Genomic DNA, 17,852 nt, shown 5'->3' with positions numbered 1-17,852 from the left:
GCGCAATTGCGCGATGCCCCTGGTCCACGCAGAGTCAATAACGCACAGTCAAGAACAACATTTTGGGTAGTGGTATGCCAAACTCACATTTTAGAAGCCAAACGGACCTGGGCTGCCTACTCAACTCAGCTTGCGAATGTCAGTTTGACGTCAGCTTGGCGCTGTGTATCACAACGGAGTGCAATTTTTTCAATTTGAGTCATCAATCGGCACTGTGTAAACAGCAATTTCCGAAGGCCCTTAAACAGCGTTGCTGAAACAACTTACGATCGCTATGACCGTTGCAACGCTCGCAAAATGAACAACTGGCACAGCAATTGCAATGTGAATTCCGTCATGGAAACAGCAGTTGCCCAAGCGACTGCCAAGCAGTTGACGGCTTATCCGTGCGGATAGGCAATGTGACTGCCCAATGGAATGACCTGGAAAGGAAGGAGAGCGGCATTATGAAAGCTTTAAATGCCAAATTCGATTCTAACGATTCTTCAAGTTACGTCGATCTGAAAACGATTCGACGTCGTGTAGTAGCGATCAAGCGCGGCTGGACAGACGAAACTCGGCAGGCTCGCAAGTTGGAAGGCCTGCGTCGGCGTGCCGAGTTGGAAGCTCTGGTTTCCGGTATGCCGCTGTGTTGGGTCGGTTCGAACAAGGCCATGGCCAAACAGGCGGTCGTCGTCTGACTCAAGCGAGCAAATTCAAACGATCGTCGGGTGCAGATTGTGCGAGCAACCTGGGATGCCCTTGCCTGTTACGGTGAGGTACAATTCATCAGGTGCAAGACATGCAATCCAACGACTGCCAAACTCACAATACAGCGACCGTGAAAGGGGAGTCCTCCCGCCGCAACTACGGTTGCCAACTTACGGAGCTTGGTAGTGGTAACCGTCGCCAGGGTATGGCGTGCTTTCGCCGGGCAATACCGCTGCTATTGCTGCTGATGTTCGGCGCTCACGGCGTGGCTCAAACATCCGAAGTTGACGGTGGACGGGTCGGTTACGTCGTTCGCGTGCCATTGCCGCTGGTTGGTAATCGCGATGCCGAGGTCATCCAGCAAATTCGTAGTGTTGTCGATTCAACACGACAGGACGCATCCGAGCGGCCGGTGCTAGTCCTGCAATTTGAGCCTTTAGGTGGCGGCAGTACGCAGCGAGAAGACGCGCGATCCGACAGTAGCGGCAGCCAGTTCGAGCGTTGCCTGGCACTGGCAAGGTACCTGACCGATCGCGAAACAGCCGGCCTGCGTATCGTTGCCTTTTTGCCAGCCACTGTCGAAGGGCATGCGGTACTGCCGGTTTTGGCCTGCCAAGAGATCTTCGCAGTTCCTGACATTCAGCTGGGCCGCGCCGCTGTAGACCAAGCTGCGGATGCAACCATCCTGGCCGCCTATCAAGACATTCTGGCTCGTGGTCGGACGAATATCCCCGAATCGGTCGTGCAGGCTATGCTGGCCCCCAATGTCGCATTGCGCCGCGTGTCGATGACCGACGAGGACGGCACGCGGGTTATAACTCAGGAGCAGGCTGATCAACTGTCCCAGCAGGGACGATTGCGTGAAATCCATGAATCGGTTTGGAATGGTCGAGAGCTGGCAGCGTTCACATCCCAGCAGATGCGTAATTGGCTGTGGATTCACCCCACCGTCGATAACTCGTTGGAACTCGCCGCCGCACTGAGCGTTGGCGGAAGCCTCCGAACAGCGGCTCAGCTACCGCGCGACTGGCAAGCCGTCAGCGTGGTGCTTTCGGGGAAATTGGATCACTATCGCATCAATCAATTGATTCGGGGCGTTCAACAGGCCATCCAGCAGCAGCCAGTGAATTTGCTGGTGCTGTTGGTCGACGACCTTCACGCCGACTTTGATCAAGCCACGCGCCTAGCCAGCGCGCTGGTAGACCTGCGCGACGAATTGCATTTGGTCAGCTTGATTCGCAGCCCCTTGCAGGGACCCGCTTGTTTGATTCCGGTCGCTTGCCACCAGGTCATTTTGATCGGCGAATCAACGCTTGGCCCTTCCGCTGAGCTGTCGCGAACGGTACGTCCTGACGCCACAGAGTTTCGAGTGCTAGAGCATTTGGCCACAGCCACGGGACGACCGTTACCCTTGTTAATTGTGCTGGCCGATCAACACGCGACGGCGTATAACTACGTTCATCAGACCTCTGGTCGGCGAGAACTGTTTGCTGAGCAACAGGTAATCGCTAAACGCGATCGAGACCTGTGGTTGCCAAAAACGCAAGTCGCCGGGGGGCAAGCCATTCAACAGCAGCTGGCACTGGATTATGGCTTGGTCACCGCCGTTGAAGACACGTCATCCAATGGGTTGGCTCGCATTGGCCTGATCGAAGAGCCGCCGCAGGTAAAACCCGCCTGGCTTGATGAGTGGATTCAGCGAATCGTGGCACAACCTTGGATCGCCAGGCTGTTGCTGGTGATAGGCATGATGGCGCTGATGGCCGAAATCGGTCAGCCCGGAATCGGCCTGGGAGGTCTGGTTGCCGGTCTATGCTTCTTAGGATTTTTTTGGATCTCCGCCCTCAATGGGAACGTCGAGTGGCTTGAGATCTTACTGTTCTGCGGGGGACTGTTCGCTTTGGCAATCGAAGTGTTTGTGTTGCCAGGATTTGGCATCTTCGGCGTCACGGGGCTGACGATGTTACTGGTGTCGCTCGTGCTGGCAGGGCAAACTTTTGTGTGGCCTAGCAACTCGGTGCAACTAGAACAATTCGCCGCAAACCTATTTTGGGTCGCGCTATTAGCTGTTGCAGGAATCGTGGGCCTGGTTTTCATGCAACGACAGTTTGAAAGTATGCCCATGTTCCGTTGGCTGTCGCTGCAACCGACGGGTACGGACGCGATCGAGGAACTGGAGCAGCGTGAATCGCTGGCGCACTTTGATCATTTGGTCGGACAAATTGGACTTACAACCACGCGCCTTAACCCATCTGGCAAAGCGCAGTTTGGCGATGACATCGTATCGGTGATGGGGGCTGGGGGCGTCATTGCGGCGGGTGCCAAGGTACAGGTATTGGAGACGCGCGGTAATGTAATCGTAGTGGAAGAGATGCCATGAAGGTCGGCAAGGTTTATGGTATCGACGTCCACGTGCACTGGTCCTTTTGGGTGCTGGTGTTGTTCTATTTGATATCGGTCTCGCGCACTGGCGGGATCGTTGAGGGCGTGATGGCAGTCACCTTCATCTTAGCCGTCTTCGCTTGTGTACTGCTGCATGAGTTTGGACACGCGGCGGCAGCGGCTTATTACGGCATACCGACTCGCGACATTACATTGCTGCCCTTTGGCGGCATCGCCCGCATCGAGCGAATGCCCGACAAGCCACTTCAGGAGTTGGTGGTCGCACTAGCTGGACCGGCAGTCAACATCGCCATCGCCGCGCTGTTCATAGCACCTGTAACTCTGGGAATCATGACGAATGTCTCGGCACCGGCTGTAGGTTGGGGTACCAACTTTCTGGCCCAATTGTTGGTTGTCAACTTGCTGCTCGTCGGTTTCAACTTGTTGCCCGCGTTTCCGATGGATGGTGGCCGGGTGCTGCGCAGCCTGTTAGCGATTCGCTTGGGCCATTTGCGGGCCACGCAAGTTGCCGTCCGCACTGGCCGCTGGATGGCACTTGCCTTTGCCATTTGGGCTGTGGTCAGCCTCAATGTGGTATTGTTATTAATAGCCGGGTTTATCTATTTCGCAGGACTCGCGGAGCTAATACAGGTCCGCATGCGCATCGCCGGCCAGGCTGCAGACTCACAATCCGCAGGGGCGCAGCACTGGTCATATCAATACTCTAGCTCATGGGCACAGCCGTCTCAGAACGCACCCAATTCTGCGGCCGACGATGACATAATTGACGCAGTTGAAGTCCGGCATATCCGTTAGTCCGCCGGCCATTCGAAGTACTGGGTCACAATCCAGGGCGGGTGTCCTCAATGGCTCGCTCATCTGGCGGTGCGGCTGCTGGTTTCAATTCACGCTGCTTTTGTGAATTGACAATGTTTCGGCATCGTCATGTGCATTGGGATCATACCAATGGGACCACAAAAGCAAGCTACACCTTAGGGGGCTTTGATCTTAGGAGTCTTGGGGTCTTGAATTGCCGCAGGCAGATTGGCTGCGTCCTGCATTTCAAAATTGCGGATGGGTCCACCACCAACATAAACCAATGGTCCCGCCTGTGTACGTCCTGAACTTTCCATCGTTCTATTCCAGGGAATGGCATAAGCCGCGAACAGACCTGTCGTCACATCGGTAACATAGACCAGCGCTCCGCCTGGCCGTGCACCGCCGCCGGAGGTGGGAGTGTTTCCGATGTTTCCGGTTACCATCAGATACTTCGAGTTCTTCCCCATGCCGCCCAATTGTGGCCGAACATTGGTAAAGAATCTTGCGCCGAATGCACCATTGCGCGGATAAAAAATCAAGCACTGAAGGTCACCGGTATTGTAATCCAGAAAGAACACGCCTTCCGCATCTTCGGTTACCTGACCGGTGGCCATCGCCATGTTGTCCGACGAAGCGGCCGTTGCGGCCGCCAATGGTATCGGTAATGCCGGGGCACTACTCTGGTTCGAGCGCCCCAGTCGATAACCAACGGCCAGCATTGACCAGCCGCCTACAACAGTCACCACAAGCACAACCATCGCCACGCAAAACGGGCTTCGTAGCCTATCAGATCGGTGTGGCGCACAAGTAGCACCGGGCTCGCCAAATTCAATCTCATCACGCGACATGACACCAGCTCCTCTGCTTACGATACAACCTGTCGAGCAACGCTTCGTTTCAGCGTCATTCTAGCACATTATGACAGACTGTCTGCGTGAATTTCAATCAACCTCAAACCACGGTGTAGTTTCGCTGGCGCAACTCCTGCGCCAGCACCTCTTTGGCTGATGGTTCACCATGCACCAGCCGAATGGCCTTGGGGCGCTCTGGCATTCCTTCCACAAACCGCAGTAGGTCCGCCTGATCAGCGTGCGCCGAATAGCCGCTCAGCGTGTGCCGGCTGGCACGAATGTCATATCGCTGGCCGTCCAGCATGACCCAATCGGTATCCTGGATGTAGCGTCCCGGCGTACCCATGGCCTGAAAGCCCACAAACACGATATCTGTCGTCGGATCGCCAATGAATTCTTTCAAGTAGTCAACCACCCGCCCGCCAGCGCACATGCCACTGGCCGCGATGACGATGGCAGGCAATTTAGACTTTTGCAAATAGTCGATGGTGTAGCGATGCTCATCGGAACTGCCGATATCCACTAAGTTGTCAAACACAAATGGCTGATCATCAAATTCCAAGACTTGCCGCGCCTCGTCGCTCCAGTACGGACGCAGGCTATCGTACATTTGGCTAAAACGCTGTGCGAGTGGCGAGTCGATGATGATATCCACCCCATTGAGCAATGACTTGCGGGGCGGCTTGCCAATGTGATCGAGAATGGAATTCAACTCGAACAACAGCTCTTGCGTCCGCCCAATGCTAAAGGCGGGAATGATCGTCACACCCTGATTCTCCAAAGTGTGCACCAGCACTTTTTCCAATCGTTGCGCTCGATCGCCGCGATCCTCGTGCAGACGATCGCCGTAGGTACTCTCTAATACCAACAGGTCAGCCCTCTCGGGGCTGGCAGGCGGTATCAAGAGCGGTTGGTCACGCGTTCCCAGGTCGCCGCTAAATACGATACGCTGCCCGTCCTTCTCGAATTCAACGACGGCAGATCCCAGCACATGTCCAGCAGGGCTTAGTCGCATCTGCACACCGCCATCCAGTCGTTTCCATTTATGGTATGCAACAGGTCGTATCTGCTTACGTAGGTCAGCAATAAATCGCTCAATCAACCGCTGATTGCGCGTTAAACCGATACGAACCGCATCCTCCATCACCAGCGGTAAAAGCTTCGCGCTGGGTGGTGAACAGTAAATCGGTTTGCGAAAGCCCGCTCCAATCAGGTAGGGTATGCGACCGACATGATCCAAGTGGATATGAGTGACGACTAGTGCTTGCAAGTTGGCAATAGAAAACTCGATCTCCTCGGAATGCGCTCGCGCGTCCTTGCCTTGAAACAAGCCACAGTCGATCAGCAGCGACCGCGAGGCATCCACCACCAACTCATGACAGGAACCGGTTACACCTTCGTGGGCTCCATGATGCACGACTTCCATGATATTTGATTCTGACGTACAATCCTGCGATCAGGCTGAGTGGTGGAATGGCAGACACACAGGACTTAAAATCCTGTGGGAGGATACTCCCGTGCGGGTTCGAGTCCCGCCTCAGCTACTGGTGGGGTAGCTGGTAACCTTCGAATTGTTGCCGCAACGACAGCTTGTTGACCTTGCCAGTGGCTCCAATGGGAATCTTTTCGACGAGCGCCACATCGTCGGGCATCCACCATTTGGCAATCTTGCCCTGCAAAAAGGCCAGCAGTTTCTCTTTGGTGGGCGTCGCACCTGGCTTGGGCTCGATGATCAGCAGCGGACGTTCGTCCCACTTGGGATGGGCAATGGCAATCACGGCGGCGTTGGCTACCCCGTCGCAGCCGAGTGCAATATTCTCGATATCAATCGAACTAATCCATTCGCCACCCGACTTAATGACGTCTTTGGCTCGGTCGGTGATATGCATAACGCCCAACTGGTCCAACGTAGCAATGTCGCCAGTGTCAAAGAATCCATCAGGCTCAAGGCATTCGCCTTTTGCATTGCGTGCACCAGCGTTTTTGAAGTAGGCACGCGACACGGCTGGGCCGCGCACCAATAGCCTTCCAAACGCCTTTCCATCGCGAGGCAGCTCTGCACCAGCCTCATCGACAATTTTCATCTCGACGGTAAACAAAGCTCGTCCCTGCTTGAGCTTGGTCTTAATTTGCGACTCGCGATCCATAGCGTAGTGCTCGGGTAGCATCTTGCCAATCGTGCCAATCGGACTCATCTCCGTCATCCCCCAAGCATGAATGACTTCAACGCCATAATCATCCTCGAAGGCTCGCAAGATCATCTCTGGCACGGCCGCGCCACCGATGGCAACGCGCTTGAGTGCAGTCAGCTTAAGCTTGTTCTCACGCAGGTAATTCAGCAGCATCATCCACACGGTCGGCACTGCGGCGGTCATGGTGACCTTTTCAGTTTCTAACAACTCATAGACGCTGGCACCGTCCAGTCTGGCACCGGGCATGACCAACTTTGCGCCGCACATCGGCGCGCCAAAGGCTATCGCCCAAGCATTGGCATGAAACATGGGCACTACCGGCAGCACGACATCATTGGCGCCCGCGCCAAAACAATCCACCGAATTGGATGCCAGCGCATGAATCACGTTCGAGCGATGTGAATACAATACGCCTTTGGGGTCTCCTGTTGTTCCCGAGGTGTAACACAAACCGCAGGCGGTGTGCTCGTCGAATCCGCCCCACTCCGCATCGGTCGATTGACCAGCAATAAAGTCTTCGAAGGCAATCAAGTTGGGCAGCGTGGTCTGCGGTAAGTGCTCGCGACTAGTCAGCAGGATATAGCTCTTTACGGTCTTCAAATGGGGAGCAATTTTCTCGACCAACGGTAGAAAAGTGGCATCAAAGAACAACATCTTATCTTCTGCATGATTGACAATCCACACGATCTGCTCAGGAAACAGTCGAGGATTGACGGTGTGCAGGATGGCTCCCATGCCCATCACACCGTACCATGCTTCCATGTGTCGATCCGTGTTCCAGGCCAAGGTCGCGATGCGATCCCCCAGTTGGACGCCATGTTGCTTGAGCGCGCTGGTGACCTGCTTGGCGCGTCGCCAAATGTTGCCGTAATTAGTGCGCGTGATCGGACCTTCCAAGCTGCGAGTCACCACTTCGCGCTGCGGGAAACAGGTATTGGCATGATCTAGAATTCGATCGACCGTCAGTGGCCAATCCTGCATGAGTCCGAGCATGACGTTGCCTCCTTCAGATTGAGCGTTGTAAAGCTCCGCAGTATAGAGAATTCGTGGGGCAACGTACAGATGCAGAAGGCTAAGTTGCACTTTACCCTGACAACAGCCGTCCGGGCCAAGTAAACCGGCTCGGACCATAGAAACCATGCAGATCGAATATTCCCACGTGGCGTACTAATTCAAGCGACTGCTTCAAGCGGCTGAGCAAACTCATCTGGCGAAGTTTGCTTCTCATCCACTAGCCCCTCTCGATACTCCAGTGCATTTCCTTCCTGGGCTGTGAACGTCACTCGCCCTGCCGATAGCCGGCAACTTGACGACCTTGTCGGCAGCGTCTTGTGCCACACCGTATGCTCACTCGTATGGACCCGTCCGACTTTGTTTCATCCTACCAACCGCGTGCGCGGTTAGCGGTTCTGCTACTCGACCCGAGCGTCTCGAGAGCCAGCGCAAATCTTTTTAAATTAGGTTAGGATTCCCGATCAAGAAGCGCAAGTCCGCACAGTTTGGCCATGCTCGGAGGGCCGCTGCCGCCTCGTCGGGTCGTCGCTATGACACCGGCGATGCTTATGGCATAACATTTCCAGATAAGGCCACTGAGCAACCGGTCGTTCGACTCTTAGACACCTGACCCAGCCCCAGAACTCGTAGCGTTCGCCAGTTTCCCAATTAAGACAGGCCACCCCCCTCCGAAATACCACCATATTGGGTGGATTGAAGATGTTTGCTGGAGTCTTTGGCAAGCAGTGGAACCGCACTGGAACGGTTCTGTCCTCATTCTAAATGGATTAAGGGGCATTGGTCTCGCTTTAAAGCTTGACAGCGAGCGTTGGTCCGCTACACTGGACACTTTGCGGATTATTACGATTCGGCGGCTTGTGCTCTACAGGGTGATTGTTCTGGGTAATTAAGATAGTTACCCGGTGAGCGAGGTCGGTGACTTATGGTTTCCGTTTGGGTGCATTTGGTGTGAATGTGGGGAGTTTTCACTGACTGTTCGCTGGGCGTGAGTCAGTTTTCTTGAGGAGTATTCAATGTCGAGAATTTTTTCTATTGCTTGTGTTTTCGCGTTGGCGGTTGCCGCTGTTGTGGGTCAAGCCAGCGCTAATGTAATTTTACAAGCTCGGGGGCCTGGCGGTTCGAATAATGTGACGCTTGCCCCTAATCAAACGGTCACATTAACGATCTCCTTGGTAGCTCAGTCTGCTCCGACAACCTACGCGGGAGGTGACTTTCGAATTAATTCCGGCAGCACCGCCACATTCCATGGTACGCAGTACCTGCTAAGTGGGGCTGGCCTCTGGACATCTAGTCCGCCGGCTGGAACGACCGCTCGATTTTTCACCGGTGGACCTTTGGGCACACATACCTTCTCAACCGTCGGCAGCACGCTGGACCTTGGTACTATCGTGATGCAGGCTGGGAACGTGCTCGCTACATTTTCGACAAACTTCACCAGCGTAACTCAACTGGATGGTTCATTCCAAAGCCTGCCAGTTACTCTGTCCGGTTTTACCTACACAGTTGCCATTCCCGAGCCTTCCTCGATGATGTTGCTGGGTGTGGCTGCCGGCGGCATGGTACTGCGTCGCCGACGCCGCTAGCTGGTTGTCGTCCAGTACTCAATAGAACAGTACTCAATAGAACAGTACTCAATAGAACAGTACTCAATAGAACAGTACTCAATAGAACAGTACTCAATAGAACAGTACTCAATAGAACAGTACTCAATAGAACTTTACATGCCGATGGCACTCCTGAGTTTTCTCGGGCGTGCCATTTTTCTTTGTAAATTCCAGACAGTTACGCACTGCACACAGCTACATTATGACACGGTAGCCTGTGGGAGGACTCGCATCTACGACGGGAGTCCAGGTGGCAAGCAACGATGGTCCCGCCATCGGTAGTCGCTACAACGACGCGGCCAACTAAGCGCAGGTATTGCTTGTGTTAGTAGCGTTCATTCAAACCAACGCAGGTTCATTGCGGGGATGTTCTGCCGTAGAACGAAATTGGGCATCATCACCGACATCCAGCTTTGAGTACTCCGGTTGCTGATGCGAAGCAGCAAACATCAGGTAAAGAGCGGGAACGACGAATAGCGTGAAGCAGGTACCGATCAACATCCCGGCTACCAATATGATGCCGATGCTGTTGCGCGCCATAGCCCCCGGCCCCTCGACAATCACTAACGGAAAGTGTCCGCAAGCGGTTGCGGCCGAAGTGATCAACACGGGGCGCAACCGCGTTTTGGAGGCTTCCATGGTTGCCTGCAGTTTGCTGAGCCCTTGCTCTTGAAGGTGATTGGCAAACTCGACAATCAAGATGCCGTTTTTGGCTACCAGGCCCACGAGTGTGATCAGTCCTACCTGGGAGTAGATGTTGATCGTAGTCAATCCAAGGAAGGTAAGGACCAGGGCGCCCGAGATGGCCAGCGGTACTGAACCGAGCAGCACGATCAGTGGATCGCGGAATGAGTGGAACTGTGCGGATAGCACCAGATAAATCAATGCCAAGGCAAAGCCGAGCGTTACCGTCAGCGAGGACGATTCACTGCGGATCTGTCGGGATTCACCACCGTAGTCGATCGCCACGCGGTCTCCGGCTACCTCGCGAACAATTTCTTCCACCTTAGACAAACACATCTCCTTGGTCAGCATCGGAATTGGCAGTGGTTCGCCAAAGATCTGTACCGAGGTGCGTTGCTGAAATCGCTTGAGTGAACGAGGGGCCGTGCCGGGTTCAATCGATGCGAAGCTGGACACTGGGATCAATTCTCCAGCAGGTGTCCTGATCTTCAGGTCCATCAGTGAGGAAGCCGACTGTCGATCCTCGGCCGACAACTGAGGTATGACTTGGTACGAGCGGTTGAAGTAGTTGAAGCGATTGACGTAACCACCACCCAAAAGCACCCCTAACTCTTGAGCAACACTGGCCAGATCCATTCCCAGATCGGCAACTCGCTGGCGATCGATATTAACGCGGGCTTGTGGTAGATCAAACTTTAAATCCGAGTCGGCAAACATGAACATGCCCGATTGATTAGCCTTGCGCACGATTTCCGCCGACAGCTCGACCAACTCCTCGGCAGGCAAGTCGCTTTTCAAGAAGATCTCCACGCCATAATTGCCCGCGCCTGGCAGCGGAGGAATAACGACCGGAAAGGCCTGTAGGCCGGCACTCTGGGACGCAATCTTCATCACATCTGGTAGCATCTCTAATGTCGTACGATCCCGATCACGAAAGTCCTTGGTGACAACACCACCAAAGCCACCCGATGCGCTGGCCAAGGCCCACATATAGCTAGTCTCCGGCAAGCCTCCGAACGCCTCAGCAAGCTCGCCAGTGGCCCTTGTGGATGCCTCCAGCGTGGAATCAGGGGCGGCTTGCAGCATGACCGCAATTGCGCTTTGATCCTCGACCGGTGCCAGCTCCTTGCCGCTGAAAACATACAGCGGAACGGCGGCCAGGCTGACCAGCAGTGTTCCGGCAAGTATTCCGTAACGGGCCTGCAGCGCAAACTTCAGGGAGTGACCGTACCACTGACGAAGCCCATCGAAGCGCGCATTGACCCAGCGCGTCAAGACTCCCTCGGTACCGGAAGGGCTAATCATAAATGCGCTCATCACGGGTGACAGCGTCACCGCCACCAGTCCTGAGACCAAGACTGCCGAAGCCAGTGTGAAGGCAAACTCTCTGAACAACATGCCAGTCAGACCAGACTGGATACCGATCGGGGCATACACCACCGCCAGAGTTATCGTCATAGCAATGATCGGTCCAACCAGTTCGCGGGCACCCGTCAGCGCAGCCTGCATTCGACTGCTGCCTTCCAGAATGTGCCGCTGAATATTCTCGACGACCACGATGGCATCATCCACCACCAGTCCGACCGCCAAAACAATGGCCAGGATTGTCAGCAGGTTAATCGAAAAACCCATGATCGACATCATCAGTACGGCACCGATCAGCGATACCGGCATGGCTACCAGTGGCACGATGGCGGTTCGCAAGGATCCCATGAACAAGAATACCACCAGTCCCACGATCAAGATCGTTTCAATTAATGTGGTGGTGATCTCGCGAATCGAATTTTCCATGAACTGTGTTGCATCAAACGCCAATTGCATGTCAATGTGCGACGGTATGGTTGGGCGCAACCGCTCCATTTCCGCGCGTAGCTTATGAGCCACGTCAATTTCGTTGCTACCGGGTAGCGGCCATACAGACACGTACACCGCAGGCTTGCCGCCATACAGCGCATTCATCATCGGCTCTTCGGCTCCCAATTCAACTCGCGCCACTTCGCCCAAGCGAATGACGGCATCGCTACGCTGGGCGACGATCAGGTCCATGAATTCTTCTGGCGTCTTCAAGTCGGTATTGGTCAGCAGATCGATCTGCACATTGTCACTTTTCACCTTGCCAATTGCTGCCAGATAATTGTTGCGCCTCAAGGCGTTGTAGACATCGCCCGCCGTCAAGTTCAATTCAGAAAGCTTCTCGGGCGAAATCCAAATCCGCATCGCCGGAAACTGACCGGCCTCGATGCCAACTTTTTGAACTCCAGCCAGTGTCTTCAATTGCGGTTGGAGATTACGAATCAACCAATCCGTCAATTGCGAGATATTCAGTTCATCAGAGGTGAAACTCAGATAAAACGAAGCATAGGGGCGATCGGCCCGCAGCAGTTCGACCTGAGGCGGCTCGGCCTCGGCAGGCAATTCGCGACGCACTTGTTGCAGTCGAGCACTAATTTCCGCTAGACCCGCAGTGCTATTATGGTTCAACTTCAAACGCACGGTGATTTTGCTAATTCCGGCTGTCGATTCCGACTCGATATAGTCGATCCCGGCGATCGACGACACCGCCTGTTCGATGGGGGTTGTTAAAAACCCCCGTACAGATTCTGCGCTGGCACCAATGTAGGCGGTCGTGATGACGATGGATGTGCTTTCCAGTTTTGGGTACTGCTGCACCGGCAGCGATACCATGGCACGCAGCCCCACCAGGACAATTACCAGATTGATGACGATCGCCAGGACGGGGCGTCGAATAAAGATGTCAGTGATGGACTTCATAAGATCCAGTTGCTTGAATGACCTGAGACGTTCACTTTGTCAATTCACACCCCGGCTCGAGGCGGGGTGTGTGGGTTTTGAGGTTTCTTGCAACAAGCCGCCGTCCAACAATTTGAACGAGCCGGTGGTTACAACCTGTTCGCCGACTTGGACGCCGGAATACAGGATGGCTTGCCCGCCAATCGACTGTTGAACCACAACACTGCGCTGTTCGGCTCGCAGTTGACCGCTAGCGTTCGGTTTGGCGACAAACACCTGAGCCCCCACCGGCGTCCTTCGCAAAGCCTCAATCGGAATCGACACGCCTTGGCACTCGGCACCATACTCGATCTGAACCTGCACGCTGTCGCCGGGCTTGAGATCCGTGGGAGCATCATCCAGTCGAGCGCGGGCCAGTAGATTTCGTGTCAGGCGATCACTGCGCGAATCCAAGGCTTCAATCTTGGCGGTGTAGTTTTGCCGATTGGCCAGCAATTGAACCCTCTGACCTACCTCCACACTTCCGGCTACATGTTGAGGTAAAGCAAAGTCGATGAAGTAGTACCCCTCCACACTCTGCAGCGACGTGATTTCAGTTCCGGAGGGCAGGTATTGTCCTGGGTGGGTGTTGGACAGTCCCACTCGCGCTCGAAAAGGTGCCACCAAACGCTTTCGCTCGATAATGGCTTTTAATTCAGCTACGCGGGCCTCGGCCTGCGCCAACTGACCTTCGGCCTCCTCTAGTTCCAGTTCGGTCATCGCCCGGTTTCGCTGGGCTTGCTTGGTGCGATTAAAACGCGACTGAGCCATTTTGGCGGCGGCGACCGCTGACTCCAATTGCGCCGCTTCGACGCTATTGTCCAATTCCACGAGCACAGTTCCCGGCTCGACCACTGTTCCCGGCGATAATTGCACCTGCGCCACCGTGCCAGAGATTTCATTGCTGAGAACAATTGAGCGCGGAGCAACAACCGTCCCAATGGCAGCGGATGTTGGACGAAATGAACTGGCAGTCGCCTCGGCCAGCACCACGGCAGTAGGCATCTCCGGCGGTGGCCCATGCTGAGCCATGTGAGTCGACTGCCAATACCTCAAGCCCACCAATCCGCAGCCCACCAACACCACGGCTGCAACCACGCCCATCGAGCTGAGAAATACAGCCATTCCTGGCGAGCGTCGTTTGATCTCGATAGCGCTGTGTGCGCTCATGGTCTCAGGCTTTCTTGAAACGTGATGCAGCCCATGAAGGACGGGAATTTCTAGGACAAAACTGAAAAATGCTCGCTTCTCGTACACTAGCCACAGTAAGGCAACAGTCGTTTCAGGGCACCGTGGAGCTGTGCGATTTGTGTCTCTGACATGGGCGATAAACCGGTTACCCAACGCACCCAGACGCCGTCGACCACTGCCAAGACCAAATCGCTGACCGGCAAATCCTTTGATTCAGCTTGCATTTGTGCGTGCAGCCCTTGATAGAAGACATGCATGGGCGTTGCCTTGCCAGGACAATGGACAAGTATCGCCAGCAGCGCTGTCGACGAACGCCGTAGACGCTCGTTCCATTGAGACAAATCCCCCAGGCAACAATCCAAAAGCGCGTGTGCAGTCCGGTGTGGACCCTCTGACTGCAGTTGCTTGGCCTGCTCTAAAGAGTCCTGCCAATGTGCCACGGTTCGCGCCACCAGAGCTTCGATGAGTGAATCTTTGGACGGAAAGTAATGCAGCAGACCACTCTTGCTCAGCCCCGCCTGTTTGGCGACAGCCTCCAGGGTAAAGCGCCCGACGCCCTGAGCATTGACCAATTCCTCAACGGCATCCAGCAGTTGATTTCTGGCGGCCTCACAGGCTAAAGTTCGAGGTACCGCTTCACAGTTATCTGATTTCATGCTTCCTATATTACCGACCGACTGGTCGGTCTGTCAAGCGGCAATGCTTATCAAATCTGGGGCTCAGGCAGTTCAGGGGCGATTCGCATCCAGAGCAAGCTCCTCATAGTTCCTCAAGCCCATGGCTTGGACGCTTATTGACCACATGCCGCCTAGCCGCAGTGGGAGACTAAGCGACGTGGTTGCTCTACCAGCAATTACTTCTTGATGTCTTTCAAGAGTAATGTCCAGTGCTCCCAAGCGCCCGTTGCTGTGTGTCCCCGTGCGCCCCCGTGCGCCTCAGACTCGGTCGAAGAACTTGGAAAGATCCATATCCACTGCGAAACGGTAGCCGCGTCTGATCGTGCGCTGGACTTGCTTGGCTGCTCCGTGAGCAGATCGCTTTGGCCGAAACCCGTAGCTCGATGTCGAAACGTTCGGATCGAAGACTGGGGTCAGGATTTGAACGATGGCTTGTTGGATCAAGCGGTCGATTAAGTTTGGAATACCCAACAATCGCTTGCCGCCATCGGGCTTGTCGATCGATACTCGCCCAACCGGTTGCGGCCTTTGTAGGATGTTTCTGTTCGTAGCCGCGCAGATTCGGTGTGAATGCGCCCGAGTGGGGATTGACGCTCTGACGGCAGTCGACAGACCCGGTACTTACCCACACATTCGCAGGCTTCCTTCCCACGGTCGGTTGCCCTTCCGCAGTTGCCTTCACCTTGTACTTCTTCTCTCGAAGCTGTCATTTGGTATACTGATCTCCCAGAGATTCCTATCTCGTATAGGGGACTTGAACCCCATAAACTCATGTCCATGACGGGCGTACCATCGATGAACACCAAGACCTCGATCGACCGTTTTGACTTGTGGTGAGTCAACCGCTCGGGCTGGGTTATCGCTGCCGTTCGTCCGGAAAATCGTACTCGTACTCAGTGCAACGGTACTCGTACTCGAAGGGGCCGCGATGACGCCACCGGTTTTCGACCACGAACGACTCGACGTTTACTGTCTCGCCATTGATTACGTCGCGGTCTCGTATCGCATCGCCAAGACGCTGGGCGGCGTTAATCGACAAGCTCGTGACCAGTGGCTTCGCGCTGCTCAATCGATCCCACTGAACATCGCTGAGGGCAATGGCAAACAAAGCCTGAAGGACAAGAATCGATTCTTCGAAGTTGCGCGCGGATCGGCATTGGAATGTGCTGCGATTCACGACGTATTGCGTGTTTACGATGTGATTGATGATGATTCCCATCGAAGGGGTAAATCGGATCTGAAACGGATCGTGTCGATGCTGACTCGATTGATCCAACGAACAGAAGCTGTCTCCGAGGCAAAGATCGAGTACGAGTACGAGTACCGCGATGCTGAGTACGAGTACGAGGCCGACCGAAGTGGATAAATTTGACGAACTGACGGATGAACGCGAGCCGGAATAGGCCGGTTGGCTCGCTTCGCTCGGCAACGTCAACTCCCGGCCGCGTTATCGCAATCGTTAGAGCCCACGGAACCACATGCGTATCGCTATCGTTGAACGCGAGCAATTCCCGATCTGGAAGCGGATGCGACAGGCCGTTTACTCGGACCTCGATCCACGGTTCCACGATGAGGAGATGGAGTGGCTGTTCGCGTCTGACCAAGCCGAGTGTTTTCTCGTTTGGTCCGATGAAGGTGACGCTATCGGGCTACTGGAACTCACGCTACGCAATTTCGTCGATGGTTGCATTGGCGGTCCAGTCGGCTACATTGAAGGTATCTATCTGCATCCCGATCATCGTGGCCAACAGCACGGACGCAGGCTTGTTACCTTCGCCTGCGAATGGTTCAAAACCAAAGGTTGCAAGGAAATGGCTACCGACGCCGAGGTGACGAACACTGAAGCTCAGGCGTTCTACCGGAGGCTGGGCTTCACCGAGCGATGGCATGTGGTCGGCCTTACGAGGTCGCTAAATGGGCTCTAACTCCAAAAGGAACCGACGCGCCGGAGCCGGCGTGCCAGCGTTTGGCGCCCGCGCGGCGCGCGGTTCATTACGACGTTATGCCGACTGGTGCTCTACCAGCCAGCGAATCATGCCCCATCCACTCCACCCCAATCGTCTCCACCGCGTTGCTCGCTATGCAGCATCCGTGACGCCCCTCGAATGAAACGCGACACCAACCAGCGGCCAGATACGTTTGGCTGCCACTTCCTGTGATACCGACCCCAAATAATGCAACCGCCTGGGATGTCGTCGCCAACCTCCACCGCGTAGGCTTCAGCGACGTCATCGCATGCGTTCCATCGATCACTGAATGGCACCTCCACCAAAATGGCAAGCGCCCCATGCTCACACGGCGGCATAACAACCGCATGCACGGGAGCACTCATCGGCGTCTTTTCTGATTGCATAGTTTTTCCTATCGTGCACCGTGATGCGGAGCGTTCGGCAAACCTGGATCATTTTTTTTAGCAGAAGAACAATTGCGTGTCGGTGCAGCGATTTTGGGCGAACTGCTCGAACCGGCTGGCTTCAGGTTCGTAATGTTGACTGTCGGAAATTCGTCTGGTGGACAGTATTCCATTGGTGAGTTCGTTCGCGGGAATCATCGACTGGAACTGCATTATCGTTTTGGACTTGGCATTGTCATTTACCACATTGGGGATCGCTCCCTTTCCCATACGGAACTGATGCGATCACAAGGTTTTTCGAAACAGGCTGCATTCCCGACAATTCTCGATAAATCCCTACTAGGTTTTCATGCGGTTCTCTCAGATTTGCGGAATTGCGGCGGCCCATTTCTCGATGCCGAATCGTTGCAGTTTGCTTTGCTTTCTGAATGGTGCGTAAAGAATCCCAAACCCACAGGCTTCAAAGCGTTATCAAATCAGTAGGCGGTGTATAATTGCCGAACAAAGCGATACACCCAAGTCGCCGATCGCGCGGGTTTTGAAATCAAAGGCTCTTGGCGGCGGCCCGGTTACCGCCGTCGGTACGTGGACGAAGACCACCTCCT

The 17,852-nt window shown here is 54.8% G+C and carries 16 protein-coding genes and 1 tRNA gene; 8 read left to right on the top strand and 9 right to left on the bottom strand.

Annotated features, from left to right (window positions below; genetic code table 11):
- The first annotated feature begins 446 nt into the window (after positions 1-446).
- From KF752_10105 to KF752_10095, 3 genes are all read left to right on the top strand, one after another.
- Positions 447-680, top strand: a complete 234-nt coding sequence (locus KF752_10105) for a hypothetical protein (protein ID MBX3421892.1) — start codon at positions 447-449, stop codon at positions 678-680.
- 101 nt (positions 681-781) lie between these two features.
- On the top strand, positions 782-3,070 hold the full coding sequence (locus KF752_10100) for a hypothetical protein (protein ID MBX3421891.1): 2,289 nt from the start codon (positions 782-784) through the stop codon (positions 3,068-3,070).
- Entirely contained in the window at positions 3,067-3,888 is an 822-nt protein-coding gene (locus tag KF752_10095; protein MBX3421890.1) for a site-2 protease family protein, read from the top strand. The genes KF752_10100 and KF752_10095 overlap by 4 nt, the downstream gene beginning before the upstream one ends.
- A 176-nt stretch (positions 3,889-4,064) precedes the next feature.
- Here the strand turns inward: KF752_10095 and KF752_10090 are convergent, their stop codons facing one another.
- Together KF752_10090 and KF752_10085 are read right to left on the bottom strand one after the other, a co-directional pair.
- Entirely contained in the window at positions 4,065-4,739 is a 675-nt protein-coding gene (locus tag KF752_10090) for a hypothetical protein (GenBank protein MBX3421889.1), read from the bottom strand.
- 103 nt (positions 4,740-4,842) lie between these two features.
- The gene (locus KF752_10085; protein ID MBX3421888.1) at positions 4,843-6,168 is read right to left on the bottom strand and encodes an MBL fold metallo-hydrolase; all 1,326 of its coding nucleotides are present in this window, start codon (positions 6,166-6,168) and stop codon (positions 4,843-4,845) included.
- A gap of 33 nt (positions 6,169-6,201) precedes the next feature.
- Between KF752_10085 and KF752_10080 the strand changes: the two genes are divergently transcribed.
- Positions 6,202-6,286: transfer RNA gene (locus tag KF752_10080), tRNA-Leu, on the top strand.
- Here KF752_10080 and KF752_10075 read toward each other — a convergent pair.
- Positions 6,284-7,927, bottom strand: a complete 1,644-nt coding sequence (locus KF752_10075; GenBank protein ID MBX3421887.1) for a long-chain-fatty-acid--CoA ligase — start codon at positions 7,925-7,927, stop codon at positions 6,284-6,286. The genes KF752_10080 and KF752_10075 overlap by 3 nt on opposite strands.
- A 1,034-nt stretch (positions 7,928-8,961) precedes the next feature.
- Here KF752_10075 and KF752_10070 point away from each other — a divergent pair.
- A complete protein-coding gene (locus KF752_10070) occupies positions 8,962-9,531 on the top strand; it encodes a PEP-CTERM sorting domain-containing protein (GenBank protein ID MBX3421886.1) in 570 nt (189 codons plus the stop codon).
- Here the strand turns inward: KF752_10070 and KF752_10065 are convergent.
- The 5 genes from KF752_10065 to KF752_10045 form a co-directional block, all read right to left on the bottom strand.
- Positions 9,528-9,659, bottom strand: a complete 132-nt coding sequence (locus tag KF752_10065) for a Cys-every-fifth RiPP peptide CefA (protein ID MBX3421885.1) — start codon at positions 9,657-9,659, stop codon at positions 9,528-9,530. The two genes, KF752_10070 and KF752_10065, sit on opposite strands and share 4 nt — an antisense overlap.
- 232 nt (positions 9,660-9,891) lie before the next feature.
- Entirely contained in the window at positions 9,892-13,008 is a 3,117-nt protein-coding gene (locus tag KF752_10060; protein ID MBX3421884.1) for an efflux RND transporter permease subunit, read from the bottom strand.
- Between the two features lie 39 nt (positions 13,009-13,047).
- Positions 13,048-14,196, bottom strand: coding sequence for an efflux RND transporter periplasmic adaptor subunit (locus KF752_10055; GenBank protein MBX3421883.1), 1,149 nt, complete (start codon positions 14,194-14,196; stop codon positions 13,048-13,050).
- An 86-nt stretch (positions 14,197-14,282) separates the two neighbouring features.
- Complete coding sequence (locus tag KF752_10050) at positions 14,283-14,873, bottom strand: TetR/AcrR family transcriptional regulator (GenBank protein MBX3421882.1); 591 nt, start codon at positions 14,871-14,873, stop codon at positions 14,283-14,285.
- 279 nt (positions 14,874-15,152) lie between these two features.
- Positions 15,153-15,506, bottom strand: a complete 354-nt coding sequence (locus KF752_10045; GenBank protein MBX3421881.1) for a hypothetical protein — start codon at positions 15,504-15,506, stop codon at positions 15,153-15,155.
- A gap of 316 nt (positions 15,507-15,822) precedes the next feature.
- On the opposite strand from KF752_10045, the gene KF752_10040 reads away from it, so the two are divergent.
- Positions 15,823-16,260, top strand: a complete 438-nt coding sequence (locus tag KF752_10040) for a four helix bundle protein (protein MBX3421880.1) — start codon at positions 15,823-15,825, stop codon at positions 16,258-16,260.
- A 112-nt stretch (positions 16,261-16,372) separates the two neighbouring features.
- The gene (locus tag KF752_10035; protein MBX3421879.1) at positions 16,373-16,819 is read left to right on the top strand and encodes a GNAT family N-acetyltransferase; all 447 of its coding nucleotides are present in this window, start codon (positions 16,373-16,375) and stop codon (positions 16,817-16,819) included.
- A 107-nt stretch (positions 16,820-16,926) separates the two neighbouring features.
- Here the strand turns inward: KF752_10035 and KF752_10030 are convergent, their stop codons facing one another.
- Complete coding sequence (locus KF752_10030) at positions 16,927-17,247, bottom strand: hypothetical protein (GenBank protein ID MBX3421878.1); 321 nt, start codon at positions 17,245-17,247, stop codon at positions 16,927-16,929.
- A gap of 72 nt (positions 17,248-17,319) precedes the next feature.
- Here KF752_10030 and KF752_10025 point away from each other — a divergent pair, with 72 nt between their 5' ends.
- Entirely contained in the window at positions 17,320-17,730 is a 411-nt protein-coding gene (locus tag KF752_10025; protein ID MBX3421877.1) for a hypothetical protein, read from the top strand.
- Positions 17,731-17,852: the final 122 nt, after the last annotated feature.

This window comes from Pirellulaceae bacterium (assembly GCA_019636385.1).
In the GTDB taxonomy this organism is placed as follows: domain Bacteria; phylum Planctomycetota; class Planctomycetia; order Pirellulales; family Pirellulaceae; genus Aureliella.
This window is presented reverse-complemented; position numbering and strand designations above follow the sequence as displayed.

What these genes read in the sequence shown, in the direction of transcription:
- KF752_10105 (MBX3421892.1), top strand. Translation starts at nt 447, where the DNA reads ATGAAAGCTTTAAATGCCAAATTCGATTCTAACGATTCTTCAAGTTAC.
- KF752_10060 (MBX3421884.1), bottom strand. Translation starts at nt 13,008, where the DNA reads ATGAAGTCCATCACTGACATCTTTATTCGACGCCCCGTCCTGGCGATC.
- KF752_10075 (MBX3421887.1), bottom strand. Translation starts at nt 7,927, where the DNA reads ATGCTCGGACTCATGCAGGATTGGCCACTGACGGTCGATCGAATTCTA.
- KF752_10035 (MBX3421879.1), top strand. Translation starts at nt 16,373, where the DNA reads ATGCGTATCGCTATCGTTGAACGCGAGCAATTCCCGATCTGGAAGCGG.
- KF752_10090 (MBX3421889.1), bottom strand. Translation starts at nt 4,739, where the DNA reads ATGTCGCGTGATGAGATTGAATTTGGCGAGCCCGGTGCTACTTGTGCG.
- KF752_10030 (MBX3421878.1), bottom strand. Translation starts at nt 17,247, where the DNA reads ATGCAATCAGAAAAGACGCCGATGAGTGCTCCCGTGCATGCGGTTGTT.
- KF752_10095 (MBX3421890.1), top strand. Translation starts at nt 3,067, where the DNA reads ATGAAGGTCGGCAAGGTTTATGGTATCGACGTCCACGTGCACTGGTCC.
- KF752_10070 (MBX3421886.1), top strand. Translation starts at nt 8,962, where the DNA reads ATGTCGAGAATTTTTTCTATTGCTTGTGTTTTCGCGTTGGCGGTTGCC.
- KF752_10055 (MBX3421883.1), bottom strand. Translation starts at nt 14,196, where the DNA reads ATGAGCGCACACAGCGCTATCGAGATCAAACGACGCTCGCCAGGAATG.
- KF752_10100 (MBX3421891.1), top strand. Translation starts at nt 782, where the DNA reads ATGCAATCCAACGACTGCCAAACTCACAATACAGCGACCGTGAAAGGG.
- KF752_10050 (MBX3421882.1), bottom strand. Translation starts at nt 14,873, where the DNA reads ATGAAATCAGATAACTGTGAAGCGGTACCTCGAACTTTAGCCTGTGAG.
- KF752_10040 (MBX3421880.1), top strand. Translation starts at nt 15,823, where the DNA reads ATGACGCCACCGGTTTTCGACCACGAACGACTCGACGTTTACTGTCTC.
- KF752_10085 (MBX3421888.1), bottom strand. Translation starts at nt 6,168, where the DNA reads ATGGAAGTCGTGCATCATGGAGCCCACGAAGGTGTAACCGGTTCCTGT.